Source organism: Streptomyces sp. NBC_01808 (assembly GCF_035917395.1).
Lineage (GTDB): Bacteria > Actinomycetota > Actinomycetes > Streptomycetales > Streptomycetaceae > Streptomyces.
In genome coordinates this window covers 4,756,993-4,781,512 of sequence record NZ_CP109072.1, presented here as the reverse complement: position 1 = coordinate 4,781,512, position 24,520 = coordinate 4,756,993, and the positions used below count along the sequence as shown (strand labels likewise).

The following is a 24,520-nucleotide window of genomic DNA, read 5'->3' as shown; positions in this document are numbered from 1 at the left end:
ACCCTCCACCCGACGGGAGACCCTACGGATGACCCGATTACCGCGTACGTACGCCACGTTCATGCTCTGCGGAGCCACGGTCGCCGCCCTCACCGCGGCGACCCCGGCCACCGGCGCAGCCGCGCGGCCCGCCGCGGACTCCGGCACCGCCGCCCCCGGCTCCGCCGCCGAGCAGGCCGCCGCCGACCAGGCCGCCGCCGACGGCGAGGCGCCGCCCGGGCTCGACGTGCTCAAGCGCGGCCAGGGCATGGCCCCCGGCCTCCTCTTCCTCACCCCCCAGGGCCGCCACGAGACGCCCCGCGGCCCCCAGATCGTCGACGACCGCGGCCGCCCGGTCTGGTACCACCGGATCCCCGCCGGCTTCGTCGCCGCCGACTTCCAGGTCCAGGAGTACCGCGGCAAGAAGGTGCTCACTTGGTGGGAAGGCGAAAGCTCCCCCACCGGCACGGGCTCGGGCACCGGCTACATCGCCGACGAGAACTATGACGTCATCGCCACCGTCAAGACCCCCGACGCCGGCGAGCGCACCGACTTCCACGAGTTCCGCCTCACCCCCGACGGCACGGCCCTGATCCTCAGCTACCGCGACGAGCCGTACGACCTCACCCCCGTCGGCGGACCCGAAGACGGTCAGGTCCTCGACTACGTCGTGCAGGAGATCGACATCGCCACCGGCGAGAAGGTCATGGACTGGCACAGCCTCGACCACATCCCGATCACCGACTCCGACCGCCGCTTCGACCCCGGCATGCCGGGCCCCTTCCCATACATGCACCTCAACGCCGTCAGCCTCGACCACGACGGCAACCTCCTCTTCTCCGGCCGCGAGACCAGCACCATCTACAAGGTCGACCGCGAGACCGGCGAGGTCATCTGGCGGCTCGGCGGCAAGCGCAGCGACTTCCGCCTCGGCGCCGGCGCCCGCACCATCGGCCAGCACAACATCGAGCCGGCCGGCGAGGACACGTACCGCGTCTTCGACAACCAGAACATGGGCAGCCCCGGCTACGAGTCGCGGGTCGCGTGGCTGCGTATCGACGAACGGCGGATGACCGCGGAACTCATACGCCAGCAGGTCCACCCGGACCGGCTGACGACAGGGCTGGAGGGCAACAGCCAGGCGCTGCCCAACGGCAACACCTTCGTGAGCTGGGGCTCGCCCTCGGGCCGTATCTCCGAGTTCTCGCCTTCGGGCCGGCTCGTCTTCGACAGCACGCTGCCGAAGGACATCAGTAGTTACCGGGGCTATCGCGCCCCCTGGGAGAGCACGCCCGACACCGCCCCCGAGGTCGGGGTGAACGACGCGGTCACCGCCGTCGACGCCGTGTGGAACGGCGCGACGGAGGTCGAGGACTGGCGCGTGCTCGGCGGCGAGACGGCGTCGGGGCTGCGCCCCGTGGCGCGCGTCGGGTGGAAGGGGCTCGACACCGAGGTGCGACTGCCGCCCGAGGCCCGGGACATCGACTACGTGAAGGTCCAGGCGCTCGACGCGCGCGGCAGGGTCATCGGGTCCTCACCGGTCGAGGCCGTGGAGCCCGTGGAGACCGCGGAGCCCGCCGCATCCCGCCCCCACTGACAGAAGGCCGCCGACGCCTCGCAGAGTCAGGAGAAGAACACGATGTCCGAAGCGCGGATCGTGGCTGTCACGTTCCGGACCCCACCGCTGGTCAAGATGGAAGAGTTCGCCAACCTCGTCGCCGCGGACCCCGGAGGCGACACGGTCGCCCAGGTCGTCCGGAACTCGGCGATCACCACCAAGGGCATGGCCGTCAACGCCCTGCTGGAAGACCCCCGCCGCTGGACCACGCGCCGGCGGATGGACCGCAGCCTCACCGAAGCCCGCCACCTCGGCCACGCCACCGTCACCGCGGCGCTCGCCGAGGCCGGCCTCGGCCCCGGGGACGTGGGGCTGTTCGCCACCGTCACCACCACGACCCACTCCGCCCCCGGCCTCGACGCCCTCGCCGCCGAACTCGGGCTGCGCCCCGACGTCGAGACGCTGTCCCTCGGCCCGATGGGCTGCTACGCGGCGGTGCCGGCGGTGTCCGCGTGCGCGCACTGGGTCGCGGTCAAGCGGCGCCCGGCGGTGCTGCTCGCGGTCGACCTCTTCTCGCCGCATGTGCAGCCGCCCCCGTACGACAAGGAACAGGCCGTCGTCCTCACGCTGTTCGGCGACGGCGCCGCGGCGGTGGTGCTGCTGCCGCGGGACGCGGATGAGCCGGGCGGCGTCGAGGTCGTCGACGCGGAGCAGCTCACCGCGCCGGCCTACGCGGACGACCTCCAGGTCCACATGGGCGACAACGGGCTGCGCATCAGGCTCAAGCCGTCGATGCCGGACGTCGTCGCGGGCTCCGTCGCGACACCGGCGCGGGCCCTGCTCGCCCGCCACGGGGTCCGCTGGGCCGACATCGCGTGGTGGGCCGTCCACCCGGGCGGCCGCCGCATCCTCGACCGGGTCGACGAGGCGCTGGGCCTGCCGGAGCGGTCGATGGCCACGGCGCGGGAGGTGATGCGGGAGTACGGCAACACCGCGGCCCCGGCGGTGCTGGCGGTGCTGCGCCGGCTGCAGACGACGCGGCCGCTGGCGGCGGGCCAGCACGGGGTGGTGCTGGCGTGCGGCCCGGGAGCGACGGTCTGGGCGCTGCTGCTGCGCGGTACGTAGGGACACGGAGAACGTCGGAAACCGGAAGGAGAAGGTGATGCTGGAAGTCATAGGCGCGGGAGTCGGCCGTACGGGAACGCTGTCGCTCAAGACGGCGCTGGAACGGCTGGGCTTCGGCCCGTGCCACCACATGCTGGGCCTCTTCGAGGACCCGGAGCAGATCCCGGTGTGGGAGGCGGCGTCGCGCGGCGAGCCCGTGGACTGGCGCCGGGTGTACGCGGAGTACGGCTCGACGGTGGACTGGCCGGGCGCCCGCTTCTGGCGGGAGATAGCGGGGGCGTTCCCCGGGGCGAAGGTGGTGCTGACGGTACGGGACCCGGAGAGCTGGTACGCGAGCGCGGCGAGCAGCATCTACGCCACGGCGGTGGCCCCGCCCCCGCCTGACGTGGGCGAGGGGTTCCTGCGCTTGCGGGACATGTCGCTTGAGGTGATCTGGGACGGCGTGTTCGACGGCCGGTTCACGGAGAAGGAGCACGCGCTGAAGGTCTTCGCGGAGCACGAGGCGGCGGTACGGGAGGAGATACCCGCGGACCGGCTGCTGGTGTTCCGGGTGGGCGAGGGCTGGGAGCCGCTGTGCGACTTCCTGGGAGTCCCGGTGCCGGACGAGCCGTTCCCGAGGAGCAACGAGCGGGGCAGGTTCGCGGACGAGGTGAGGGAGCGCAGCGCGGCGGCAGGCGAGAGGTAAGGCCGGACGGCGGGCCGCGGCGGGGGTAAGACTCCTCCGATCACCGCGACGCGACCCGCAGCGGCAGGGGCCCGGAGGCGAGGCAGCCTCCGGGCCTCGTCGGTGGGTGGGGCGCCGATCCCGAAACGGGCGGAGGGCGTCACTCCGAGGCGGGTACCGCCTCTCCGGGGGCGCCCGGCAGCCGACTCGCCCCGTACGTGACAGCCCCGCGGGGGCGTGTGCCGGAAGTGGTCTAGCTTGGCTGACGTGACTGGGCGGGGGCGGGGTTACCGATACGTCGGACCGGTGGAGCTGAAGGCCGCGGTCCGGCCCGGTGACGGCGGGCGTCGTATCGGCTCTGCGGCTGACTTCGATGGCTGGATCACGGAGCAACCGGCGGCGGAGCCGGCCGAGCCGTTCACCTTCGTGGTCGGTATGGACGGTGTGCTCCGGCTGGCGCCGCGACGGAGCGAGCACGTGGCCTGTGCCGGTGGCGACATGGTCCTGGGCGCCGGCGAGATCAGCTTTGTGCGCGAGGCGGACCGGTGGGCCGTGAGCGAGGTCAGCAACCAGTCCACCGGGTACTGCCCGGACGTCGGCTCCTGGGCGGAGGTCGCCCGTGCTCTGGACGCCGCGGGGCTCCGGCGGCCTTCCGGCTTCACCCACGAGGTCGTCTTCCGGCGGTGCCCCGGCTGCCAGGAGCGCACCATCGTGCGTGAGGACGACTTCGTCTGCGTCTTCTGCGGCACGGATCTGCCCGCGGAATGGAACGTGGATCCCACCGCGTGAGGGCCGCGGAGCGGCCAGGTGCACGTAGACGGGCGAAACCCGGGACCGGATAGGCGTTTTGACCCGGTTTGATCGGCGGCTCGCCGCGAGTTCGTCTCGGCCGCGTTCACCCGAGCCCCCGCGGGCACCCGTGGCCCGCCTGAAGGAGCGCAGCCGGGCGAAAGTCCGGCCACATGGGCGATTTGGGCCGATTTCCGGTGCGGTCGGCAGCGAACTTGTCCCGGTGGCGCGCATTCCGCCGGCCCGGCACGACCCGGGGGCGGGCAAGCGAGCCCAGCGGGGCGAAAGTCGGCCCTCGGAGCCCGAATCGGGCCGGACTGATGGGTGTTACCGCGAGTTACGGCGAGATTCCTCCGCCCCGCCGCGGCGGACGGGGCTTCTACGAGCCGGGCCCGGCTCCTCCCTGCCCGGTGCCGCGCCCACCCGCGAGGGGGCGGGCCCAACTCCCGGCGCCGCGGGCCCCCGTCCGCCGGGGACGCCCGCGATCAGCGCCGCCCCGCCTCCGCCCCCGTCCGCCGGGGAGATTGGCGATCGGTGCTGCCCCGGTTCCGTGGGCTGCCCCCGTCCGCAGGGCACCGCCTCCGTAGTGCCGGTCGAGGGCGCCCACTCCCTCCGGGCCACCCATAGCCGCCGGTCCTTTACGGGCCGGAGTCCGGTGTCAGGGGTGGGGCGAAGCCCCATCGCGAAGCGACGCTCCTCGCAGCGAAGCGGAGAGGAGCGCCCTTGACACCGGGCGGAGGCCCGCACACTCACAAGCGGGGTGGCCCGGGGGGAGCCTTGACGACACGGCTTCTCCCTTCGCCGCCACCCCGGACACCGGCCCGCTCCGCGCACCACCGCCGCCCCGACGCCGTACCCCCGTACCCGGCAAGCCCCACCCCCACGACGTACCAGCTCAGAACCCCGACGCCCCCGCACTGTCAGACCAGCCGCATACCCTTGGGCGGGCGTGAGGGGAGGTGGGGGCTTGGCGGAATACGGCATCCCCGCCCCCGGCCCCCGAGCCGGGTTTGCCTCGCGCCCCGTACGCCCCCGTCCGTAGTCGAGAACCTGCCGATACAGCAGATCCGCGAGGCCCACAGCGGCGACGACGTGCGGTTGGTGGTCAACGGAATCCGTTCCGACCCGGATCCCGTTCGTCGACCCGCTACGCCGCTGGCCGGGCCTGTCGTACGCGCTCGCCGTCAACCTGCGCGGCGACATCGAACTCCTCTGCCCGGGACGGCCTCTACAGGACCTGCTCTCGGAGGTCGAGCAGGCGGGTGCTGCCGCGGACCGGCGAGGGCGCGGGACGGGGCCGGCGGTAGCCGCGCGCGGGCTGAGGACCGAGAGATGTGTCAGGTTCCTTCAAGGTTGCGTACAAGTACCTGCTGGCAGAGTCGGCACGGCCAACACGGTTGACCACCATGCCCCGGGGGGACGCATGACCACCGCTATCTCGCGGAAGATTCCGGCGCTGCCGGACGCACCCGGGCACACGCTACGCATCTGGGGCATCACCGATAACCCGCTCTCACCGGGAACGTGAAACCGCCCCGGGCCCGGGGCGTCTGAGCACCGTGCACACGGGCCCCTGGCAGGGCCGCTCCCACGGTTGCCGGCGACGGCCCCTCCGGTGGGTGGAGTAAACGACCGCCTCACGAATGGGTCTGTCAAGCGGCCGAACCATGCGGCCGAACGGGGGGAGGTGCAGGCCACCCTGCGACCACGCGCCGCATCCATGGGCACACCTGCGGGACTCCACATCACAGCCTCATCGCGAACGAAAAGGACAGGTACATGCGCAAGAAGACACGACTGATGGGGGCCGCCATGCTGGGGGCCGTTCTGCTGCCCCTCGGGGCGTCGACCGCCTTCGGCGAAACCGAGTCGGCGGGAGCGCCGACGGAGACCACGCGGGCCTGCTCCGCGGAACTGCCGAGCGATCCTACGGCGGCGGCGAACCGCTTCCTGAGGCTCGTAGACACGCTGGACCGCCAGGGCCTCACGCAGGCCGAGATCGACGCGAAGCTGGCCAAGGACAACTGCCTGGACCGGGTGGACACCGGCGACGGGGCCGAAACCCGCGGCGACCCCGGCAACGAGATCACGCTTAACAAGCCGAAGATCTACAAGGTCAGCGGGAAGAACCTCTATGTCGCCAGCGCCGGCTGGAAGTGGCTGAAGATTCCCAGCAAGGTCAAGGGGTACGACGCCTTCGGCCTGAGCTTCAGCAAGAAGGTCGCCCCCCTGGGTCATGTCCTCAAGTACCGGGGCAAGTTCCTGGACTGGAAGACGACCGAGCAGGCGGCGAAGTCCAATGCCCACGGGTCGGGGTTCATCTTCAACGAAGGCCCCAGGATCGGCGCCGGCGACACCGCGGACCTGCAGGGCAGGATCGGCGAGATGGCCATCACCTTCAAGGCCGCCAAGTCGGGCTGCTCGAACCTCCAGGCATTCTCGAAGTACGGCCACACCTGGAACTCCACCAACGTGTCCGGTATCACCATCGGTGCCGAGTCGATCGGCTTCACCTGGTCGACCAGCAGCAACAAGTGGCAGCAGGCCAGCCAGCCCAGCAGTGAAGTGCGCGTGTGCCGGTCGTAGCAGCGGCATAGCCAACGACGGTCGGCGCCCCCGGGAGGGGCGCCGACCCGGGCTCAGTCACTGACGTTCGCCAAGCCGGTCCCGGCCCCGCTCAGCGGTCCGCGTACTCCCCCAGGACGACCACCGACACCACCGCACCGCCGAAGGCGGTGACCGCCCGCCACGCCGTGTGCAGGTGGTGCCTCGTCGCACGCGCGGCCACCGTCGCGATGCGCGGGCTGTCGGGTTGCGGGGCGTCGGTGGCCCGCCGGCTGTCTGCTGCCCCGCGCGGCGGGGCGATGGAAGCGCTGCTCATGTTTCCAGCGTGCCGCGGATCACCTGCGAAAACCTCGGCCCGCGGGCGGAACCCCACCGCCCCGGATCTACGACCCAAGGGCCAGCCGCACCCCTACGGAAGTCTCAGGGTTCCCCCGACTTCTCCGTCCCCCGCCCGCCCCGGCACCGGCCCGCGCCCCCGCGTCGGCTCCAGCGTCGCCCGTACGGTCTTGCCGACGAACTCGCGCGGGAACCACGACAGCTCCGCCCCCAGCCCCCGCGCCAGGAACAGCCCCCTCCCCCGCTCGTCCTCCGGCCCCGGCGGCGAGGCATCCGGCATCCGCGGCGGCTGCGTCGTCTGCGGGTCCGATACGTCGATCACCAGCGACCCGTCCTCCCGTACGGCCAACCGCACCCACACCCGGCGCCCGACCTGCCGCCCGTACTGGATCGCGTTCGTCACCAACTCCGACACCACGAGCGCCGCGTCCTGCGCCTCCCCACCCCACCGCCACAGCGCCAACTGCCGCCGCACGTGCGCCCGTACCAGCGGCACGGACCGGTAGCCCATCACGTACCCCATCGACCACTCGCGCGACATCCCCTCCGAACCGCACGCTCCATGCTCGGCCATCCATCTCAACTCCAGAATTACAGTGACACTTTGGGATTTACGGCTGTATTGTCGTAGCGCTCGGTTACGCTGCGTGGTGAAAGATTTTCGGAGCGGAGCGGCCGAGGGCAAGGCCCGGCGCGTGACAGACGTGACTTGAACTGGGAGGCAGACATGACCCCACGCAACGCCACCCACCGCGCGACAGGTACGACGGCCGCGATGTTCGGCGACGTACTGAAGCACTTGCGCGAGGCAGCGGGCATGACGCAGGCGGAGTTGGCGAAGCTCATCCCCTGCGACAGGTCGTACGTCGCGAGGGTGGAGACCGGGACGAGCGTCCCGCCGGACACGTTCGCGGAGAAGTCCGACGAAGTGCTGGGGGGTAACGGACTGTTAGCGCGACTGTGGCTGAAGGTCGACTGGTACCCGGATGTGGCGCATCCGGATTGGTTCGAACGACGAGCGCAGATGGACGCGGAGTGCGTGGCGTTGCGGGCGTACCAGGAGCGAGTCATGCCGGGCCTTCTGCAGAGCGAGCAGTACGCCCACACCCTGTTCGCCCGCCACATTGATAACGAAGAGAAGGTCGAGGAACGCGTACGCGCCAGGCTCAGCCGCCAACAGAGGTTCCTCTCCTCGGAGGGCCCGCTGTACATCGTCGTGCTGGACGAGAGTTGCCTGCGCAACGTCGTCAGCGGACCGGAGGTCATGCGCGAGCAGTGCGAACACCTGCTCGCAGCAGGCCAGCGGAAGAACATCCAGATCCAGGTGGCTCCGGCCGACCGACCTGAACTCGACCGCCCACCCGGCTCGGTGTCGCTGATCACGCTGCCCGACGACGAGAAATGGGCGTACGCCGAGGCACTGGACCGCGGTCACTTCAGCGCGAATCCGGCGGTCTACGGGCACCACCTGCGGACATATGATGTGCTCAGAGCTGACGCGCTGTCGGCTCGTGAATCCGCCGCCCTGATCGGTGAGTTCATGGAGGGATACGGGCATGATCGTGTGGCGTAAGAGCAGCTACAGCGACGCGAACGGCGGAGACTGCATCGAGGTGGCCGCGGACTGGCGTAAGAGCAGCTACAGCGGCGACAACGGCGGCGACTGCATCGAGGTGGCAACCACCCCCACCACCGTCCCCGTGCGCGACTCGAAAGACCCCCACGGCCCCCACCTGGCCTTCACCCCCGCCGCATGGGACGCCTTCGTCGCCGCCGTCAAGCGCGAGGAGTTCCCCGCCGCGTGACGATGCCCATCCGCTTCACGAGCATCGCGGCCAAGCATCACGTCCATCCGTCTCCGGACCATTACGCCAGGAAACGGGGACGTAACCTGGGCTTATTACGATCGCCGCATGCGCACCGGGGTGAACAGGGCAGACGACGTGGATACGCGGGTACGGCCGGGCACCGAGGACGACCTCGAAGAGCTGACCCGCATCTACAACCACTACGTCGTCGAGACGCCGATCACCTTCGACATCGAGCCACTCACCGTTGATCAGCGTCGCCCGTGGCTGGCGTCCCACCCGGACCGGGGTCCGCACCGGCTGCTCGTGGCGGAGGACGGGGGAAAGATCCTCGGCTATGCGACCAGCAGCCCGTTCCGCCCGAAACCGGCGTACTCGACCTCTGTCGAGACCAGCGTCTATCTGGCGCCCGAACACGTAGGGCGGGGTGTCGGGAGCCTGCTGTACGCCTCGCTCTTCGAGGTGCTGGAGCAGGAGGACGTGCACCTGGCCCTCGCCGGTGTGGCGCTGCCCAACGAGGCGTCGGAGCGGCTCCATCTGCGCTTCGGGTTCCGGCCCGTCGGCGTATACGAGGAGGTCGGGCGGAAGTTCGGTAGGTTCTGGGACGTCGCCTGGTTCCAGAAGACGCTCGCTCACTGACCTTCCGGGCTCGACGGCCTCACCGCACCGCCCGGCCCCGCCCACAGGCTCACGGCGTCTGGAACTGCTCCCCGCCCCCGCGGAGAAATTCGTTGGACCCGCCCCGGCCCTGCGCGTAAGCTCGCGCGTCTGCCCCCGCCTCCCCGGCTGTTCTCGCGCGCCGGGAGTGCCGCCTGCCGGTCGGAAACCGGCGGCCTACGCCACGCCCGTGACCGGGCCGCCAGCCGCCGGAGGCTTGTACCACCATGTCCGACGCCACCCCTACGACCGGCACCACCCCCAACGCCGCTCCCGCCGCTCCCGCCGCCCCCCTGCTCCGCGAGCGGGCCCACCTCGCCGCGTCCCGTAGCGCCCTGCGCGCCATGCGTGCCGACGCCGAGGCGCTGGACATCGCCGACGTGACCGCGAACTGGGTCAACGCCGAGGTCCTCCAGTCCGAGATCGACCTGCGGATCAAGGCCCTCGCCGACCTCGCCGACACCCCGCTCTTCTTCGGGCGGCTCGACTACTCGCACGCCCCCGGCGCGGAGATGGCCGAAGGGGATCCCGGGGAGAACTTCTACATCGGGCGGCGGCATGTGCACGACGCCGACGGGGACCCGATGGTGATCGACTGGCGGGCGCCGGTCTCGCAGCCGTTCTACCGGGCGTCGAAGAAGGACCCCATGGACGTCTCCCTCCGCCGCCGGTTCGGGTACGACCGCGGGGAGATCACGGCGTACGAGGACGAGCATCTGACCGACCCCTCCGAGGCGGCGAAGTCGAGCGCCCTGCTCCAGCGGGAGATCGAGCGGCCGCGCGTCGGGCCGATGCGGGACATCGTGGCGACGATCCAGCCGGAGCAGGACGAGATCGTGCGGGCGGAGATCGGCGGGACGGTGTGCGTGCAGGGGGCGCCGGGGACGGGGAAGACGGCGGTGGGGCTGCACCGGGTCGCGTATCTGCTGTACGCGCACCGGGAGCGGCTGGCGCGTACGGGGACGCTGGTGATCGGTCCGAACGACTCCTTCCTGCGCTACATCGAGCAGGTGCTGCCGACGCTGGGCGAGCTGGACGTGAAGCAGGCGACGGTGGCCGAGCTGGTGGCGCACGTCGAGGTGCGGGGGGTCGATCCGGCGCCGGTGGCGCGGCTCAAGGGCGACGCGCGGATGGCGGAGGTGCTGCGGCGGGCGGTGCGGGCCGGGGTGACGATGCCGGTGGAGCCGGTGGTGGTGGTGCGCGGGTCTCGGCGGTGGCGGGTGCCCGCGTACGAGGTGGAGGAGCTGGTACGGGAGCTGCTCGCGCGGGACATCCGCTACAACTCGGCGCGGGAGGCGCTGCCGCAGCGGATCGCGCATGCCGTGCTCGTACGGATGGAGCGGGCCGGGGAGGCGCCGGACGACCGGGTGCAGGACGCGGTGGCGCGGAACGCGGCGGTCAAGGCGGCGGTGAAGGCGATCTGGCCGGCGGTGGACCCGGTGAAGCTGGTGCTGCGGCTGCTGTCGGACGCCGACTTCCTTGCCGCGCACGCGGAGGGGATTCTCGACGCGGACGAGCAGCGGCTGCTGCTGTGGGAGAAGGCGCCGCGGGGGGTGCGCTCTGCGCGGTGGTCGGCGGCGGACGCGGTGCTGATCGACGAGGCGCGGGACGTCGTGGAGCGGACGCCGTCGCTGGGGCACGTGGTGCTGGACGAGGCGCAGGACCTGTCGCCGATGCAGTACCGGGCGGTGGGGCGGCGGTGTTCGACGGGGTCGGCGACGGTGCTGGGGGACATCGCGCAGGGGACGACGCCGTGGGCGACGGAGAGCTGGGCGGTCGCCCTCGCGCACCTGGGGAAGCCGGACGCGGCGGTGGAGGAGCTGACGCAGGGCTTCCGGGTGCCGCGGGAGGTCATCGCGTACGCGTCGCGGCTGCTGCCGTCGATCGCGCCGGGGCTGGCGGAGGCGACGTCGATCCGCGAGTCGGCGGGGGACCTGGCGGTACGGGCGCTGCCGCGGGCGGCGCTGGACGGCTCGGTGGCGGAGGCGTGCGGGTCGGTGCTACGGAGCCGGGAGGGCTCTGTGGGGCTGATCGCGGCGGACGGGCGGGTGGCCGCGCTGGGGGCGGCGCTGGCGGCGGCGGGGCTGCCGTTCCTGTCGCCGGGTGAGGAGACGTCGTCGGAGGCGCGGCTGACGCTGGTGCCGGCGTCGCTGGCGAAGGGCCTGGAGTACGACTACGTCGTATTGGACGACCCGGCGACGATCGTCGCGGCGGAGCCGGACGTACGGACTGGGCTGCGGCGGCTGTACGTCTGCCTGACGCGGGCGGTGTCGGGGCTGACGGTGCTGCACGCGGAGCCGCTGCCGGCGGAGCTGGCGGCGTGAGGGCGCCGTAGCCGCTGCGGCGGGCGGTCCCGCCGGGACCTGCCGGGACCTGCCGCGCTCGGTCACCCGGCCGGCAGCGGCCAGGACGGGCCCTCCGGTGTCCCGTACCAGAACCGCTGGGCGTTCGGCGTGACGGTGATGCCGAAGTCCTCCCGGGCCGGTTGGCCGCCCGGGAACAGGGACGCGACTTCTGCCACGGTGTCCCACAACCGCCGCGGGCCCGCCTGCCGGACCTGGCCGTCCGCCTGCGCCAGGACCGTCGAACCGTCCTCCGTCCACAAGCACATGCCGGACACCGCGCCGTCGTCCGCCCGCCACGCGACGGCGTTGTAGCCGGGCAGGGCGAGGGACAGCGGGAACGTCCACCGGCCGGCCAGCACGTCCGTCACTCGCAGGGTGGTGGACTCCGGGGGCTGCTCCCCTGCTCCGGCGACGTCCGGGGCCCTGCCCGGGGGGACGCGGAGGGGCATGAAGAGAGCGGGGGTCGGAAGGAAGCGGCCTTCCGCGTGGCCGGGGGCGGTGACCGTCGCCCGGATCAGTCCGAAGCCGATCGGGGCGACGATCACGGCGCCGTCCGCCGCCTGTTCCAGCAGTGCCCGCGGTACGGAGCGGAGCGCGGCGGTGGCGATGAAGCGGGAGTAGGGGGCGCGGGGCGGGTAGCCGAGGGCTCCGTCTCCGGTGGTGACGAAGGGGGTCGTGCCGGCCTCGCGGAGCCGGCGGGCCGCCAGCGCCACCAGGTCGGGGTCCACGTCCACGCTGGTCACGTTCTCCGCGCCGAGTCTGTGGGCCAGCAGCGCCGCGTTGTAGCCCGTGCCGGTGCCCAGCTCGAAGACGGTGGCGCCCGGTTCTGCGTCCAGGGCGTCGAGCATGGTCAGCATGAGGCCCGGTTCGCTGGAGGAGGACGTGGGGACGCCGCGGGCGTCGAGCTGGGTCATCAGGGCGGTGTCCGAGTAGACGGTCGGCAGGTATGCGTCGTCCGACTCCGTGACGCGGTACCACTCGCCGCGCGCGTTCTGCCCGTAGAACTCCGGGACGAAGACGTGCCGCGGCACGGCGGCGAAGGCCGCGCGCCAGGGGCTCGGGCGCCCGTCCCCGAGGGTGGCGGCGAACTCTTCGCGCAGAGCTTCCGTCGAATCCGGGATCATGTCGTTCCTCGTCGGTGATCGGCGTGGGCGGCGGCCACCAGCAGCCCCGTCCGGTTCTCGACCCTGCCCACCAGCCGGCTTGTCCGCACTCCAAGAGCATCCGCACTGAGGGCCGGCTACCCGCGGACGGACGAGCACGGCGGGCCGATCTCACAATCTGCCCTTATCGTGAATAAATACGCGATCAGGACGTACGTGGCACGGGCAGGTGGATGGTGAACAGACCCGTGATCGACTACGAGGCCGTCTTCCACGCCATGCCGACGGCAGTGGCCTTGCTGACCACGGACCTGGTCTACCTGGACGCCAACGATGCGTACTGGTCGACGTCGGGGCGGAGCCGCCAGCAGGTGATCGGCCGCCATGTCTTCGACGTCTTTCCCGACAACCCCGACGACCCCGAGGCGAGCGGCACGCGCAACCTGTCCGCGTCCCTGCGCCGGGTCGCGGCCACCGGGCAGCGCGACGCCATGGCCCTCCAGCGCTACGACGTGGAGTCCCCCGACCGGCCGGGGGTGTGGGAGGAGCGGTACTGGAGCCCGGTGAACGTCCCCGTCTTCGCGCCGGACGGGACCGTGGCCCTGCTGCTGCACCGGGTCGAGGAGGTCACCGAAGTCATCCGCGCCCGCGGTGGCGCGGAGAGCACCCAGGTGCTTGAGGCCGACCTCTACACCCGGGCCAGGGAACTGCAGGAGGTCAACGAGGCCCTGCGCCTGGCCCACGCCCGTGAACGCGAGGTCGCGCTCCAGCTTCAGGAAGCGATGCTGCCCGCGCCCAGCCCGCTCGGTCACCACCGGGCCGCGGTGCGCTACCGGCCCGCGGTCGCGTCCCTGAACGTCTGCGGCGACTGGTACGACATCGTCGACCGGCCCGGCGGCGACGGCACCGTCGTCGCCGTCGGCGACGTGGTCGGCCACGGACTGCGGGCAGCGGGTGTCATGGGCCAGCTCCGCAGCGCGCTCTCCGCCGCCTCGCTCGTCGCGGACGGCCCCGCACAAGCCCTGGAAGTCCTCGGCCGGTACGCCCGGTCCGTCGACGCGGCGGCCACCGCCACCGCTGCCGCCGTGTTCATCGACTGGGCCGGCCGCTCCCTCACGTACAGCAGCGCCGGCCACCTGCCTCCCGTGCTCTGGCGTCCGGACGGCACCGTCACCTACCTCGACCAGGCCACCGATCCGCCTCTCGGCGTACGCCCCGAGCGCAGCGCCCGCCCCGAGGCCCGGGCAGCGTTCTCCGAAGGCTGTGTCCTCGTCCTGTACACCGACGGTCTCGTCGAGCGCCGGTCCGAAGACATCGACGTCGGCCTGGCCCGGCTGGCCGATTCGATCGCCCGTCACGGCGCCGGAGATCCCGAGCGGCTCGCCGACGGACTGCTGACCGACCTCATCCCCCCTGCCGGCCTCACCGACGACACCGCCCTGGTGGTCGTCCGGCTGTAGGCGGGCCGTTCGGGTGACACCGCGCTTCCCACGCGCGGCGACCAAGGGTTACTGTCTGAACACAATCCGTAACTCTCGGGGGTTCTTTCCTCATGCGCCTGCGCGCCTTTCTCTTCGCCATCCTCACCGCGGTCGCCACCCTGGTCGTCGCCGCCGTCCCCAGCGGGGCCGCGCCGAGTGCCGCCGGGCCGGGCGAGGTCTGCTTCTGGACCCGGCCGGGGCAGATGGGCGAGGGGTGGTGCTACCGGCCCGGGGGGTACGCCGAGGTGCCGCGGAACCTGCACGACAACGCGTACTCGTTCCGGTCCGACTTCAACGGCAGCGTGTGGGCCATCGACTGGACGCGGTACGGGTGCGTGTTCCGGGAGATCCGGGCGTACGAGCTGGATGACAACTGGGACTGGGGCAACAAGATCGACGGGGTGGACAGCTCCCGGCCCGCCGACTGCCAGCCCGGCTGAGTCCCCTCCGCGGCGCACACCAGGCCATGCCCTCCCGTCCCCATCCCGGTCTGCTCGGCGCAGCCCTCGCCGTCGCGCTCGCCCTGGCCGGCTGTGCCACCCCGCCCGCGCCCGCCCCGCCGCCGCTCAGCGACGACGACTCCGTACGCGCCGCGCAGCAGTTGCTCACCGACCGGTGTCTCGTCCGGCAGGGGCTCACCCCGCCCCGTCCGGGGCAGCCGCCCGGCGGGGAGCGGGAGCAGCGAGAGGTCGCCGACGCGCTCTTCGGGGCGGGTGAGGCCGAGTTGGCGGAAGAGCTGCCCACCGGGTACGTCGTGCGGGCGCACACCGACGGGTGTCTCGCCGGGGCGCAGCGCGCGTTGTACGGGGATCAGGAGCGCTGGTTCCGGGCCTCCACCGTCGTGAACAACCTCAAGTCCATCGCCGCCTACGAGGACCGCGGTCTCGCCGCGGTCCGCGCCGACCACCGCGCGGACGTCACCGCGCACGACCGCCTGCGCGCCCACGCCGTGGAGCGTGCCACCACCCTGCTCGACAAGGAGAAGCCACCCTCATGACACAGACGAAGACGAAGACGAAGCGCAAGCCACTCGCGCTGCTGGCCGCCGCGCTCCTGTCCCTCGGGGGCGCGTTCGCCTCCGGGGCCGTGGCCACCGCGGCGGACTGCCCGAGCGGCGAGTTCTGCACCTGGGAGAACGCGAACTTCGACGGCCAGCGCGCCAACTGGTCCGGTGACGACGGCTGGTGGGAGTCGTGGATCGCCGACACCGACTCGTCCTGGGCCAACCACGGCATCTCCGGGCCCGGCGTCAAGGACCACGTGATCGTCTACGAGGACGCCTGGCAGGGCGGCGCCGCCACCCTCTGCCTCACCCCGGGCCAGGAGGTCGGCTACAACGGCGTAGCCAACGACCGCGGCGACTCCCACACCTGGGCCATGAGCTGCTGAGTCCGGCCAACCGAAGGGGCAGCGGCGCGCGTTCCCCCACGACGCACGCCGCTGCCGCCCCAGCCGTACCCGCGAACCTCCCCCAGAAGATCACGGCGCCCCCGGCCTCTCCGGCCGGGGGCGCCGTGACGAGCATAAACAGCGAGGTCAGCGGACGACCGTCTGGATCTCCTTCACGGTCACTTCCTGCTCGGACACCGACAGCCCGTCCGGCAGGTCGTCGTTCTGCGGAGTCCCGTCCGGGCTCGCGGTCGGGTTCCAGGTGACGTCCCAGACGATCTGCGCCTCCATGGAGTACGCACCCTCGCCCGAGGACTTGCGGTACGTGATGTTGCAGCCGGAGCCGTCGCTGTTGACCTGGTAGCCGCCGTCCGCCTTCACCAGGTCGTACGTGCAGGAGGACGGCTCGGCGTACTCCGTGCCCGCGTCGATGCGCAGCGAGACCGGCTCGGCGACGGTGGTGGCCGCGATGTTGATGCCAGCCTGCGCGTTGGCGAGGCTCGCCGTCGTCCACACGCGGTCCAGCGGCTCGCTGAACTCGATCTTCGTGGGGAGGTTCACCACGTTGCGGTCCGCGTTCGGCTTCAGGTCGACCGGCGGCGCCGGGAGCTTGGTCTCGGCGTACGCGAGCCCCGCGAGGATCTCCGGGTCGATGGCGTCGGCCGGCGGGTCGGGGTCGCCGCGGTCCACCCAGATCCACAGCTCACCGATCTCGCAGGAGCGCGGCGACATGACGGGGGTGCGCTCCCACCACATGCCGTCCTTGTCCTTGTGGGCGTCGGTCTCCTCTTTCCGGTTCTCCGCGGTGTCGTGGTCGATGCCCTCCAGCGGACCCTTGTCCTCCATCTCCTCGTTGTGCTTGGCCAGCGCGTCGTTGGTGTACCGGGGCTCGAACCAGCACACCGGCGGGGACCAGTTGCCCGTCGAGCTGGTCATCGGCTGGCCGCCGCCCGGACTGTGGTACTCGAACTTCACCGTGGAGTTGACCCCGCCGTTCCCGCTGCCGCCGCCCGTGTCCGTCGTCCCCGTGCCGCGGTCGGCCGCCGCCCCGCCGGCCGAGGCGAGCAGCAGCCCGCAGGCCAGCGCGGCGACCGTGGCGGTGGCGCGCGTCCCGTGTGGTGTCAGGCTTCGTCGCGACATTCCTTGCTCCCCCTGGTTGCCTGGTAGTCCACGACCTGCCAGCCGTCCCCGCTCTTCTCCATCGTGGCGCGCGCGTCGATGTAGGAGTTCAGCGTGGTCGGGGTCTTGTCGACCTTCCCGGTCCCGGCGTTCTTCAGATACGCCTTGCTCTGGTCCTCGCAGTACGCGACGACGGCGCGGCCGTCCTTCAGCGAGGTGACCTCGCGGAAGTAGAAGGTGTCGAGCCCGGTGATGGTGACGCCGTCCTTGCGGTACTCGGCGAAGTCGGCCTCGAACGTCGCGGCGGCCTCACCGGCCCAGTACTGCGTGAAGTTCGGGGTCGCCTCGGTCGCGGCGTACGCCTCCTGCTGGGCCATCAGCGCGTAGCCGTGGTCCCGCAGGATCGCGTCCTTCCGCTCGTCCCCCGTCGCGTCCTCGGCGATCTCGACCCGCACGTCGTCCGGGAGGTCGAACTCCGGAGCACCGGGCTCCTTTTCGGACGCATCCGCCGACGGATCCTGGTCGGTCGGCTGCGCGCCTTCGATCTTGTCGCCGGACGAAGGACCCCCGTCGTCACCGCAGCCGGCCAGCAGCAGCACGGCCCCCAGCGCCGCTGCCACCGCTCCCGTACCTGCTCTACGCGCTCTCATGGTGCGGTCATTCCCTCCGTCACGTGTGGGAGGGGAGCCACCTGCCCCCGTTGTGCCTCCATGAGATTAGCGAAGCCGGGTGGCGTCTTCGATGGCAGGAAAGCAACCATGCGGTCACAGATGCGTGATAAGGACCGCCATCCGGTACGAGTCAGGCGTCCGCGTGCTGGCGGGCGGCCAGGGCGTGGGCGACGTCCTTCGTCGCCGGGTAGAGGTCGAGGTAGTGGCCGTAGAGGTCTTCGTAGACGGCACCCGCGGCCGGGGCCGGGGTGACCGTCGACTCGACGGGGTTCCAGGCGGCGATGTCCGCCGGTGCCGCCGTACCGGCACCGACTGCCGCCAGGAAGGCGTCGCCGTACGCCGCGCCGATCAGGTGGCGGGGGATCTGCTGCTCCTTGCCGGTGACATCGGAGACGATCTGCGTCCACAGCTCGCGCGCGCCGCCGCCGACCGCGACGAGACGGGCCGGTGCGCCGCCGGCCTCGGTCATCGCGGCGAGGTTGTGGCGGACGCCGTACGCGGTGGCCTCCAGCGCGGCGCGGTAAAGGTGGCCGCGGGTGTGGCGCAGGGTGAGGCCGTGGACGAGGCCGCGGGCGTCGGGGTCGAAGAGCGGGGTGCGCTCGCCCGCGAAGTACGGGAGCATCAGCAGCCCTTCGGCGCCCGGCGGGACGGCGGCGGCCTCGGCGACGAGGGTGGCGTAGTCGGACCCGGTGAGGTCGCGCAGCCAGCCGGTGACGGCGCCGGAGGTGGCCATGCCGGCGGCGAGGCAGTACGTGCCGGCGAAGGCGCCCGCCGTACCCCACAGCTTCGGGCTGGACACCGGCTGCTCGACGACGTTGACCAGGAACATGGTCGTGCCGTACATCAGCATCAGGTCGCCCGCGCCGGTGGCGCCGACCGCCGTGGACTCCGCCCAGGCGTCGACCGTGCCGGCGACCACGGGGATCCCGGCGGGCAGGCCCGTGGCGGCAGCGGCGGCCGGGGTGACCTCGCCGACGACGTCGGCGGGCCACACCAGTTCGGGCCACTCAAGACCCGGCGCGATCTCCTCGCACCGCTCCGCGATCCAGCGCCGCTCGCGCAGGTCGTACAGCGGCGTGCACTGGCTCGCGGAGTGGTGGTCCAGGACGTACGCGCCGGTGAGCCGGTGCGCCAGCAGCGAACTGGCCATGTACCAGCGGCGGGTACGGGCGTACACCTCCGGCTCGTGCCGGCGCAGCCACTCCAGCTTCGGCCCCACGGCCTGGCTGGTCAGCGGCGAGCCGCACTGCGCGATGACCGTCTCCGCGCCGTACCTGGCGGTCTGCGCCTCGATCTCGGCGCCGGCCCGGGTGTCGACCCCGTAGAGGATCGCGGGCCGCAGCGGGGTGCCGGCGGCGTCGACGGGCAGCAGGCAGGGCCCGATCCCGCTGACGCCCACGGCGTCGATCCCCTCCCCCGCCGCGGTGGTCAGCTCCGCGGCGAGCGCCGTGAAGTCCGCCCACCACACCTCCTCGGCATCGTGCTCGACCCACCCGGGCCGCGGGGTGGAGGTGGCGTGTTCGCGTACGGCCTGGGCGACGAGCGTGCCGTCACCGCGGACGAGCACGCCCTTGGACGACGAGGTGCCGATGTCGATGCCGAGGAGGAGCCCCATGATTGTCAGTCGACCTTCCCGCTCATGTCGTACTTGGCGTAGACGTCCTCGGCGTTGTCCTTGGTGATCTCCACCGTGCCGAGGATCTGCTTCTTCTCCACCTTCTTGCCCGCGGCGATGTCGGCCGCGGTCTTCGCGGCCTCCTCCGCCCCGGTCGGGTACAGGTAGGTGTACGCCATCCGCTCCTGCTGTACCGCGCGGATGCCGCCGTCCGGGATGGCGAGGCCGTCGATGCCGATGAACGTGATCTCGTCCTTGCCCGCGGCCTTCGCCGCCTGCTGGGCGCCGATGGCCATGGGGTCGTTGTGGGCGTAGACGAGGTCGATGTCGGTGCCGCGGGCGAGCCACTGCTGCATGATCTTCGTGCCCTCGGGCTGGAGCCACTTGCCCTCGCGCTCCTCGACGACCTTGATGTCGGGGTTCGCCCCGATGGCCTCCATGAAGCCGTCGTGGCGCTGCTTCTGCGGCTCGGTGGAGAGCAGGCCGCGCAGCTCGGCGACGTTGCCGCCGTCAGGCAGCTCGCGGACGACGGCTTCGCCGGCCTTCTTGCCGATCTCGCGGTTGTCGCCGCCGATGAAGGAGGTGTAGCACTCGGTGTCGACGGTGCGGTCCAGGATGATCACGGGGATGCCGGCGGCGCACGCCTGCTCGACGGCGGGGGTGACGGGGGCGGGCTCGTTCGGCGAGACGATGAGGATGTCGACCTTCTGCTGGACGAACTGCTGGATCTGGCTGACCTGCTGCGCGTTGTCCTGCTGGGCGTCGGCGATCGGCAGCAGCTTGAGGTTCGGGTAGTCCTTGACGTAGTGCTCCAGTTGCTTGTTCAGCTGGGCGCGGTACGGCTCGGCGTTGTTGGCCTGCGAGTAGCCGATGACGAACTCGTCGCCGGCGCCCTTCTCGCCGCCGCCTCCGCCCTCCTCGGTCTTGGAGGCGCAGCCGGCGGCCAGCGCGGTGGCGGCGAGCACGGCGGTGGCGGCGGTGAGCGCGCGGCGGAGGGTGCGGGTGCTGGTGCTGGTGCTGGTGCTCAACGTGGGGTCTCCTCTGAAGCGGGGGCCGGGGACTGGCCGGGGACCTGGGCCTTGGCGGGGGTGCGGCCCGGTCCCGTACGGGATCGGCCGCCGCGTAGCCTGTCGATGCCGTTCTTGATGCTCTGCAGCAGGTCGGGGCGTTGCAGCACGACCGCAAGGACGACGATCGAGCCCTTGATGACCAACTGCCAGTTGTCGTCCACGGCGTTCAGGCCGAGGACGTTGTCGAGCAGGGTGAGGATCAGCGCGCCGACGAAGGTGCCGATGATCGTGCCCTTGCCGCCGGCGAGCGAGGCGCCGCCGATGACGGCGGCGGCGATGGCGTCGAGTTCGTACGTGTAGCCGGCCTGCGGGTCGGCGGAGACGCTGTACGCCGCGTCGATGGGGCCCGCGAAGCCGGCGAGCATCCCGGAGAGGGTGAAGACGGCGATGATGACGAAGGTGACGTTGATGCCGGAGAGCCGGGCGGCGGTGGGGTTGCCGCCGACGGCGTAGACGTGCCGGCCGAAGGTGGTGCGGGACAGCAGCAGGTGGAAGACGACGCAGACCATGAGGAAGGCGAGGACGGGGAAGTAGATGCCGTCCGGGCCGAGGATGCCTTCGAGGACGTTGTTGTCGGGGGTGCCGAGCTTCTGGAACGACTCGGAGTTCTCGGTGAGTTCGCCGTCGGGTCCGGCGACGAGGGTGCCGACTGACTCGTTGTCGCTCATCTTGCGGTCGAGCCCTCTGGCGATCGACATCATCGCCAGAGTCATGACAAACGATTGAATCTTCAGCCACGCGGTGCCGATGCCGTTGGCGAGGCCGAAGCCGGCGCCGATGAGCATGCACGCGGGCACGATCAGCCAGACGGGCATGTCGTGGTGCGCCACCATGATGGCCGCGGACATCGACGCGAAGCCCATCAGCGAGCCGACCGACAGGTCGATGCCCGCCGCCAGGATGACCAGCGTGACGCCGACCGCGAGGATGCCGCGGGTGGCGAACGCGCCGACCGCGTTGGTCAGGTTGGTCTGGTTGAGGAAGACGTCGCCCTTGGTGATCACGCCGAGGGCGACGATGAGGATCAGGCCGATGTACGCCTGCAGCGAGCCGAGCACCGGCAGGATCCGCCGGGCCCGCGACACGGCCCCGTCCGGGCCCTCGTCGCCGGCGGTCGCCGCCTCCGGCTGGGTCTTGGTCATCTCCGCCTCAGCTCCGCGTTCCTCGAAGGTGGTGGGTGGTGACGGTCTCGCGCGCCATCGCCGCGGTGAGGATGGCCTCCTGGCCGGCCTGCGGCCCGCGCGCCGGATCCCGGTGGAACTCGCCGGTCAGCCGGCCCTCGCAGAGCACCAGCACCCGGTCGCACATGCCGATCAGCTCCGGCAGCTCGGAGGAGACCGCGAGGATCGCGGTGCCCTGCGCGGCCAGTTCGTCCATGAGCCGGTGGATCTCGGCCTTCGCGCCGACGTCGATGCCGCGCGTCGGCTCGTCCATGAGCAGCACGCTGGGCTTCGTCAGCAGGCACTTGGCGAGGACGACCTTCTGCTGGTTGCCGCCGGACAGGTGCTGTACGGCGGTCTCCATGCCGGGCGTCTTCACCTTCAGCGCCTCGATCTGCCCGGCGACCGCGGCCCGTTCGCGGCGCTTGTGCACCGTGCGCCACGGGGTGCGGTAGCGGGCGAGGGCCGCGAGCGAGCCGTTGAAGCGCACGGTGTTGGCCGTGACGAGGCTCTGCCCCTTGCGGTCCTCGGCGACCAGCGCGAGGCCGCGGCGGATCGCGTGGCCGGGGCTGCGCGGGCGGTACGGGCGGCCGTCCACGGCGATCCGGCCGTGCGCCCGGGTGCCGTAGTGGCCGAAGAGCGCCTGGAGCACCTCGCTGCGCCCGGCGCCCATCAGCCCGGCGAGCCCGACGATCTCCCCGGCCCGTACGGAGAGGTCCACGCCGTACAGCGACGGGCCGCCGTCCTGCGCGACGTACGTCAGCCCCTCGGCGGCGAGCCGCACCTCGCCGCCGCGGTGCTGCTCGGCGCGGCGCGGGAACAGCTCGCCGAGGGGGCGGCCGACCATGAGCCGGACCAGCTCGGCCCGGGTGGTCCCGGCCATCCGGCGGCTGGCGACGTACGCGCCGTCGCGCAGCACGGTGACGGTGTCGGCGATCTCCTCCAGCTCCTCCAGGCGGTGGGAGATGTAGACGACGCCGACGCCGCGGGCGGTCAGGTCGCGGATGACGGCGAAGAGGCGGCGTACCTCGGCGTCGGCGAGCGCCGACGTCGGCTCGTCCATGACGAGCAGCCGGACATCGAGGTTGAGTGCCTTCGCCACCTCGATGAGCTGCTGCTCCGCGAGCCGGCAGTGCTTGACCGGCCGCCGCGGCGGCACGGCGAGGCCGAGGCCCGCGAGCAGTTCGCGGGCGCGGGTCTCCTGGGCCTTCTTGTCGACGGTGCCGCGGGCGGTGCGCAGCTCGCGGCCGAGGAAGACGTTCTCGGCGACGGACAGCTCGGGGACGAGGTTCAGCTCCTGGTGGATCATCCCGATGCCGTGCCGCTGCGCGTCCCTGGGCGAGTGGATGGCGGCGGGCACGCCGTCGCGCTCGATGACGCCCTCGTAGTCGGGGTGGACCCCGGCGAGGACGTTCATGAGCGTCGACTTGCCCGCGCCGTTCTCGCCGAGGAGCGCGACGACCTCCCCGGCGTGCACGGTCAGCTCGACCCCCTTGAGGGCCTGCACACCGGGGAACGACTTGGCGATCCCGCGCATCGCCAGTAACGGCGCTGTGCCTGCGTGGTCTGTCATGGCTACGCGGCGTCTCCGAAGCCGTCGTACGCGATGCCCAGTTGGTCGCAGACCGCGCGGAGGTCGGCGACGTAGTCGCCGGGGACGGCGTGGATGTGGTTGCTGCCGAAGCGGGTGAGGAACTCCTCCGCCGTGGCGTTCAGACGGGCGAAGGCGTGCGGCCACTCCCAGGTGGAGGCGCGCATCATGCGCTCGTTGGTCTCCGCGTCGTACTGCTCCAGGTCGCCGCGCATCACGTGCATCCGGTACTCGCCGCGCAGCCGCGTGAGCCGGGCGAAGGTCATCGATCCCGGCGCGGCGAGGTGCTGGACGGACGCGCCGCCGGCCGGGAAGTAGAAGACCTCCGGCAGGAAGCTGACGTGCCGCAGGTTCTCCGCGGGGTCGTCGGAGCGGGCCGCGTACCAGGTGGCGTGCTGGCCGGAGTTGCACAGGTCCCAGACCTGCTTGTCGGTGTGGTAGTGGCGTACGTCGGCGAAGAGCACGGGGTCGCCGGAGAGCAGCTTGAGCACCTGCATCGTCAGCGCCGCGTCCATGTCCGCCTCGGTGGAGGTGACGTGGGTCTCCTTCGGGCCCTCCCAGTCGTACGGGTCGTTGAGGAACGCCTCGGCGACGTCCATCGTGCAGAAGTTCGCGGTCAGCTCCGGCTGGCCCTTGATGCCGGAGAAGTCGAGGTTCCACTCCTCGATCAGCTCGCGCATCGCGTAGTACGCGCGGATCTGCCGCTCCAGCAGCTCGGGGGTGAGCCGGTCGCCGTCGTACTCCACGCCGGCCGCGTGCCGCTCGATCCAGGTACGGGCGTTCTTCACCCGCGCCGCGTCGGCGTTCTCGCTGCGCCGCACGACCTCCCACTGGTCGATCTCCTCGACGTCGACACCGAAGACCTTCATCCACTGGTCGGTGTTTGCGGTGGCGGTGTACATGCCCATGGGCCGGCCGCCGATCCGGCCGAAGGTGGAGCCGCGCAACTGCTGCACGGCGGCGCCCGCGCGGACGTGGGTGAGGATCCGGTCCCGTACCGCGGGATCCGCCAGGTCGCCCCAGGCGCGGGCGTGGACGCGGCCGATCTGGTCCAGGCCGCCGGCGCCGGCGAGGAGGCCGACCATGCCGGGGTACTGGGGGTCGAGGTTGGCGACCATCAGGATCGGTCCCGGCGTGGACTCGGCGGCCAGCATGGTGAAGTGCGGGAACGTCCACACGGAGTGGTGGAAGATCGTCACGTCCACGTGCCGCTCGGCGAGCCAGCGGGCCTGGGAGGTGGCGAGGACGTTGGACTCCACGTGCTCGGGCGCGACGATCACCTCGTGCCCGGCGTCGGTGAGCATGGCGGCCAGCTCGCGCGCGGCGCGGGAGACGTGGTCGCGTACGTCCCGCTGGACGTAGTCCCGGCCGTCGGAGATGGACAGCAGACCGATGCGTGCCATGTGGCTGGCCTCCAATTGCGTGCGGTTGTGATGCGTGGTGACGGTGCTGCGGTGGCGTACGCGCGCGAGGTGACGCCTGCGCGTACGGGCGG

The 24,520-nt window shown here is 71.7% G+C and carries 23 protein-coding genes; 13 read left to right on the top strand and 10 right to left on the bottom strand.

Annotated features, from left to right (window positions below; all coding sequences use genetic code 11):
* The first annotated feature begins 28 nt into the window (after positions 1-28).
* The 5 genes from OG946_RS21135 to OG946_RS21115 all read left to right on the top strand — a co-directional run bounded on the left by OG946_RS21135 (position 29) and on the right by OG946_RS21115 (position 6,701).
* Positions 29-1,576, top strand: a complete 1,548-nt coding sequence (locus tag OG946_RS21135; RefSeq protein ID WP_326797620.1) for an arylsulfotransferase family protein — start codon at positions 29-31, stop codon at positions 1,574-1,576.
* A gap of 42 nt (positions 1,577-1,618) precedes the next feature.
* Complete coding sequence (locus OG946_RS21130; protein ID WP_326797619.1) at positions 1,619-2,662, top strand: type III polyketide synthase; 1,044 nt, start codon at positions 1,619-1,621, stop codon at positions 2,660-2,662.
* Positions 2,663-2,699: 37 nt separating this feature from the next.
* The gene (locus OG946_RS21125) at positions 2,700-3,347 is read left to right on the top strand and encodes a sulfotransferase family protein (protein WP_326797618.1); all 648 of its coding nucleotides are present in this window, start codon (positions 2,700-2,702) and stop codon (positions 3,345-3,347) included.
* A gap of 291 nt (positions 3,348-3,638) precedes the next feature.
* Positions 3,639-4,115: a hypothetical protein gene (locus tag OG946_RS21120; protein WP_442814634.1), complete on the top strand. Its 477-nt coding sequence runs from the start codon at positions 3,639-3,641 to the stop codon at positions 4,113-4,115.
* A 1,779-nt stretch (positions 4,116-5,894) separates the two neighbouring features.
* Entirely contained in the window at positions 5,895-6,701 is an 807-nt protein-coding gene (locus OG946_RS21115; protein ID WP_326797616.1) for a hypothetical protein, read from the top strand.
* A 91-nt stretch (positions 6,702-6,792) separates the two neighbouring features.
* Here OG946_RS21115 and OG946_RS21110 read toward each other — a convergent pair whose 3' ends face one another.
* Complete coding sequence (locus OG946_RS21110; RefSeq protein WP_326797615.1) at positions 6,793-6,996, bottom strand: hypothetical protein; 204 nt, start codon at positions 6,994-6,996, stop codon at positions 6,793-6,795.
* 93 nt (positions 6,997-7,089) lie between these two features.
* Positions 7,090-7,590, bottom strand: a complete 501-nt coding sequence (locus OG946_RS21105) for an ATP-binding protein (protein ID WP_326797614.1) — start codon at positions 7,588-7,590, stop codon at positions 7,090-7,092.
* A 153-nt stretch (positions 7,591-7,743) separates the two neighbouring features.
* Between OG946_RS21105 and OG946_RS21100 the strand changes: the two genes are divergently transcribed.
* From OG946_RS21100 to OG946_RS21085, 4 genes are all read left to right on the top strand, one after another.
* Positions 7,744-8,589: a helix-turn-helix domain-containing protein gene (locus OG946_RS21100; RefSeq protein ID WP_326797613.1), complete on the top strand. Its 846-nt coding sequence runs from the start codon at positions 7,744-7,746 to the stop codon at positions 8,587-8,589.
* Positions 8,573-8,821, top strand: coding sequence for a DUF397 domain-containing protein (locus tag OG946_RS21095; protein WP_326797612.1), 249 nt, complete (start codon positions 8,573-8,575; stop codon positions 8,819-8,821). Before OG946_RS21100 ends, OG946_RS21095 begins: the two co-directional genes overlap by 17 nt.
* A gap of 108 nt (positions 8,822-8,929) precedes the next feature.
* A complete protein-coding gene (locus OG946_RS21090; protein ID WP_326797611.1) occupies positions 8,930-9,463 on the top strand; it encodes a GNAT family N-acetyltransferase in 534 nt (177 codons plus the stop codon).
* A gap of 245 nt (positions 9,464-9,708) precedes the next feature.
* On the top strand, positions 9,709-11,805 hold the full coding sequence (locus OG946_RS21085) for a HelD family protein (protein WP_326797610.1): 2,097 nt from the start codon (positions 9,709-9,711) through the stop codon (positions 11,803-11,805).
* Between the two features lie 62 nt (positions 11,806-11,867).
* On the opposite strand, the gene OG946_RS21080 is transcribed toward OG946_RS21085, so the two are convergent.
* On the bottom strand, positions 11,868-12,950 hold the full coding sequence (locus OG946_RS21080) for a methyltransferase domain-containing protein (protein WP_326797609.1): 1,083 nt from the start codon (positions 12,948-12,950) through the stop codon (positions 11,868-11,870).
* Positions 12,951-13,162: 212 nt separating this feature from the next.
* Here OG946_RS21080 and OG946_RS21075 point away from each other — a divergent pair, with 212 nt between their 5' ends.
* From OG946_RS21075 to OG946_RS21060, 4 genes are all read left to right on the top strand, one after another.
* Positions 13,163-14,389 (top strand): PP2C family protein-serine/threonine phosphatase, encoded by a 1,227-nt coding sequence (locus tag OG946_RS21075; protein WP_326797608.1) that lies wholly within the window; start codon positions 13,163-13,165, stop codon positions 14,387-14,389.
* 92 nt (positions 14,390-14,481) lie between these two features.
* Positions 14,482-14,850 (top strand): hypothetical protein, encoded by a 369-nt coding sequence (locus tag OG946_RS21070; RefSeq protein ID WP_326797607.1) that lies wholly within the window; start codon positions 14,482-14,484, stop codon positions 14,848-14,850.
* Between the two features lie 26 nt (positions 14,851-14,876).
* Positions 14,877-15,407: a hypothetical protein gene (locus OG946_RS21065; protein ID WP_326797606.1), complete on the top strand. Its 531-nt coding sequence runs from the start codon at positions 14,877-14,879 to the stop codon at positions 15,405-15,407.
* Entirely contained in the window at positions 15,404-15,799 is a 396-nt protein-coding gene (locus tag OG946_RS21060; RefSeq protein WP_326797605.1) for a peptidase inhibitor family I36 protein, read from the top strand. Before OG946_RS21065 ends, OG946_RS21060 begins: the two co-directional genes overlap by 4 nt.
* Before the next feature lie 147 nt (positions 15,800-15,946).
* On the opposite strand, the gene OG946_RS21055 is transcribed toward OG946_RS21060, so the two are convergent.
* The 7 genes from OG946_RS21055 to OG946_RS21025 all read right to left on the bottom strand — a co-directional run bounded on the left by OG946_RS21055 (position 15,947) and on the right by OG946_RS21025 (position 24,428).
* Positions 15,947-16,939, bottom strand: a complete 993-nt coding sequence (locus OG946_RS21055) for a hypothetical protein (protein WP_326797604.1) — start codon at positions 16,937-16,939, stop codon at positions 15,947-15,949.
* Complete coding sequence (locus OG946_RS21050; RefSeq protein ID WP_326797603.1) at positions 16,921-17,568, bottom strand: hypothetical protein; 648 nt, start codon at positions 17,566-17,568, stop codon at positions 16,921-16,923. Before OG946_RS21050 ends, OG946_RS21055 begins: the two co-directional genes overlap by 19 nt.
* Before the next feature lie 151 nt (positions 17,569-17,719).
* A complete protein-coding gene (locus OG946_RS21045; RefSeq protein ID WP_326797602.1) occupies positions 17,720-19,204 on the bottom strand; it encodes an FGGY-family carbohydrate kinase in 1,485 nt (494 codons plus the stop codon).
* Between the two features lie 5 nt (positions 19,205-19,209).
* A complete protein-coding gene (locus OG946_RS21040) occupies positions 19,210-20,232 on the bottom strand; it encodes a substrate-binding domain-containing protein (protein WP_326797601.1) in 1,023 nt (340 codons plus the stop codon).
* Complete coding sequence (locus OG946_RS21035) at positions 20,229-21,416, bottom strand: ABC transporter permease (protein ID WP_326797600.1); 1,188 nt, start codon at positions 21,414-21,416, stop codon at positions 20,229-20,231. The genes OG946_RS21040 and OG946_RS21035 overlap by 4 nt, the downstream gene beginning before the upstream one ends.
* 7 nt (positions 21,417-21,423) lie before the next feature.
* Entirely contained in the window at positions 21,424-23,007 is a 1,584-nt protein-coding gene (locus tag OG946_RS21030) for a sugar ABC transporter ATP-binding protein (protein WP_326797599.1), read from the bottom strand.
* Between the two features lie 2 nt (positions 23,008-23,009).
* Complete coding sequence (locus OG946_RS21025; RefSeq protein WP_326797598.1) at positions 23,010-24,428, bottom strand: L-fucose/L-arabinose isomerase family protein; 1,419 nt, start codon at positions 24,426-24,428, stop codon at positions 23,010-23,012.
* Between the last annotated feature and the right edge of the window lie 92 nt (positions 24,429-24,520).

What these genes read in the sequence shown, in the direction of transcription:
- OG946_RS21065 (WP_326797606.1), top strand. Translation starts at nt 14,877, where the DNA reads ATGCCCTCCCGTCCCCATCCCGGTCTGCTCGGCGCAGCCCTCGCCGTC.
- OG946_RS21030 (WP_326797599.1), bottom strand. Translation starts at nt 23,007, where the DNA reads ATGACAGACCACGCAGGCACAGCGCCGTTACTGGCGATGCGCGGGATC.
- OG946_RS21025 (WP_326797598.1), bottom strand. Translation starts at nt 24,428, where the DNA reads ATGGCACGCATCGGTCTGCTGTCCATCTCCGACGGCCGGGACTACGTC.
- OG946_RS21055 (WP_326797604.1), bottom strand. Translation starts at nt 16,939, where the DNA reads ATGTCGCGACGAAGCCTGACACCACACGGGACGCGCGCCACCGCCACG.
- OG946_RS21100 (WP_326797613.1), top strand. Translation starts at nt 7,744, where the DNA reads ATGACCCCACGCAACGCCACCCACCGCGCGACAGGTACGACGGCCGCG.
- OG946_RS21070 (WP_326797607.1), top strand. Translation starts at nt 14,482, where the DNA reads ATGCGCCTGCGCGCCTTTCTCTTCGCCATCCTCACCGCGGTCGCCACC.
- OG946_RS21135 (WP_326797620.1), top strand. Translation starts at nt 29, where the DNA reads ATGACCCGATTACCGCGTACGTACGCCACGTTCATGCTCTGCGGAGCC.
- OG946_RS21045 (WP_326797602.1), bottom strand. Translation starts at nt 19,204, where the DNA reads ATGGGGCTCCTCCTCGGCATCGACATCGGCACCTCGTCGTCCAAGGGC.
- OG946_RS21105 (WP_326797614.1), bottom strand. Translation starts at nt 7,590, where the DNA reads ATGGCCGAGCATGGAGCGTGCGGTTCGGAGGGGATGTCGCGCGAGTGG.
- OG946_RS21130 (WP_326797619.1), top strand. Translation starts at nt 1,619, where the DNA reads ATGTCCGAAGCGCGGATCGTGGCTGTCACGTTCCGGACCCCACCGCTG.
- OG946_RS21110 (WP_326797615.1), bottom strand. Translation starts at nt 6,996, where the DNA reads ATGAGCAGCGCTTCCATCGCCCCGCCGCGCGGGGCAGCAGACAGCCGG.
- OG946_RS21090 (WP_326797611.1), top strand. Translation starts at nt 8,930, where the DNA reads ATGCGCACCGGGGTGAACAGGGCAGACGACGTGGATACGCGGGTACGG.
- OG946_RS21080 (WP_326797609.1), bottom strand. Translation starts at nt 12,950, where the DNA reads ATGATCCCGGATTCGACGGAAGCTCTGCGCGAAGAGTTCGCCGCCACC.
- OG946_RS21095 (WP_326797612.1), top strand. Translation starts at nt 8,573, where the DNA reads ATGATCGTGTGGCGTAAGAGCAGCTACAGCGACGCGAACGGCGGAGAC.
- OG946_RS21035 (WP_326797600.1), bottom strand. Translation starts at nt 21,416, where the DNA reads ATGACCAAGACCCAGCCGGAGGCGGCGACCGCCGGCGACGAGGGCCCG.
- OG946_RS21125 (WP_326797618.1), top strand. Translation starts at nt 2,700, where the DNA reads ATGCTGGAAGTCATAGGCGCGGGAGTCGGCCGTACGGGAACGCTGTCG.
- OG946_RS21115 (WP_326797616.1), top strand. Translation starts at nt 5,895, where the DNA reads ATGCGCAAGAAGACACGACTGATGGGGGCCGCCATGCTGGGGGCCGTT.
- OG946_RS21050 (WP_326797603.1), bottom strand. Translation starts at nt 17,568, where the DNA reads ATGAGAGCGCGTAGAGCAGGTACGGGAGCGGTGGCAGCGGCGCTGGGG.
- OG946_RS21075 (WP_326797608.1), top strand. Translation starts at nt 13,163, where the DNA reads ATGGTGAACAGACCCGTGATCGACTACGAGGCCGTCTTCCACGCCATG.
- OG946_RS21060 (WP_326797605.1), top strand. Translation starts at nt 15,404, where the DNA reads ATGACACAGACGAAGACGAAGACGAAGCGCAAGCCACTCGCGCTGCTG.
- OG946_RS21085 (WP_326797610.1), top strand. Translation starts at nt 9,709, where the DNA reads ATGTCCGACGCCACCCCTACGACCGGCACCACCCCCAACGCCGCTCCC.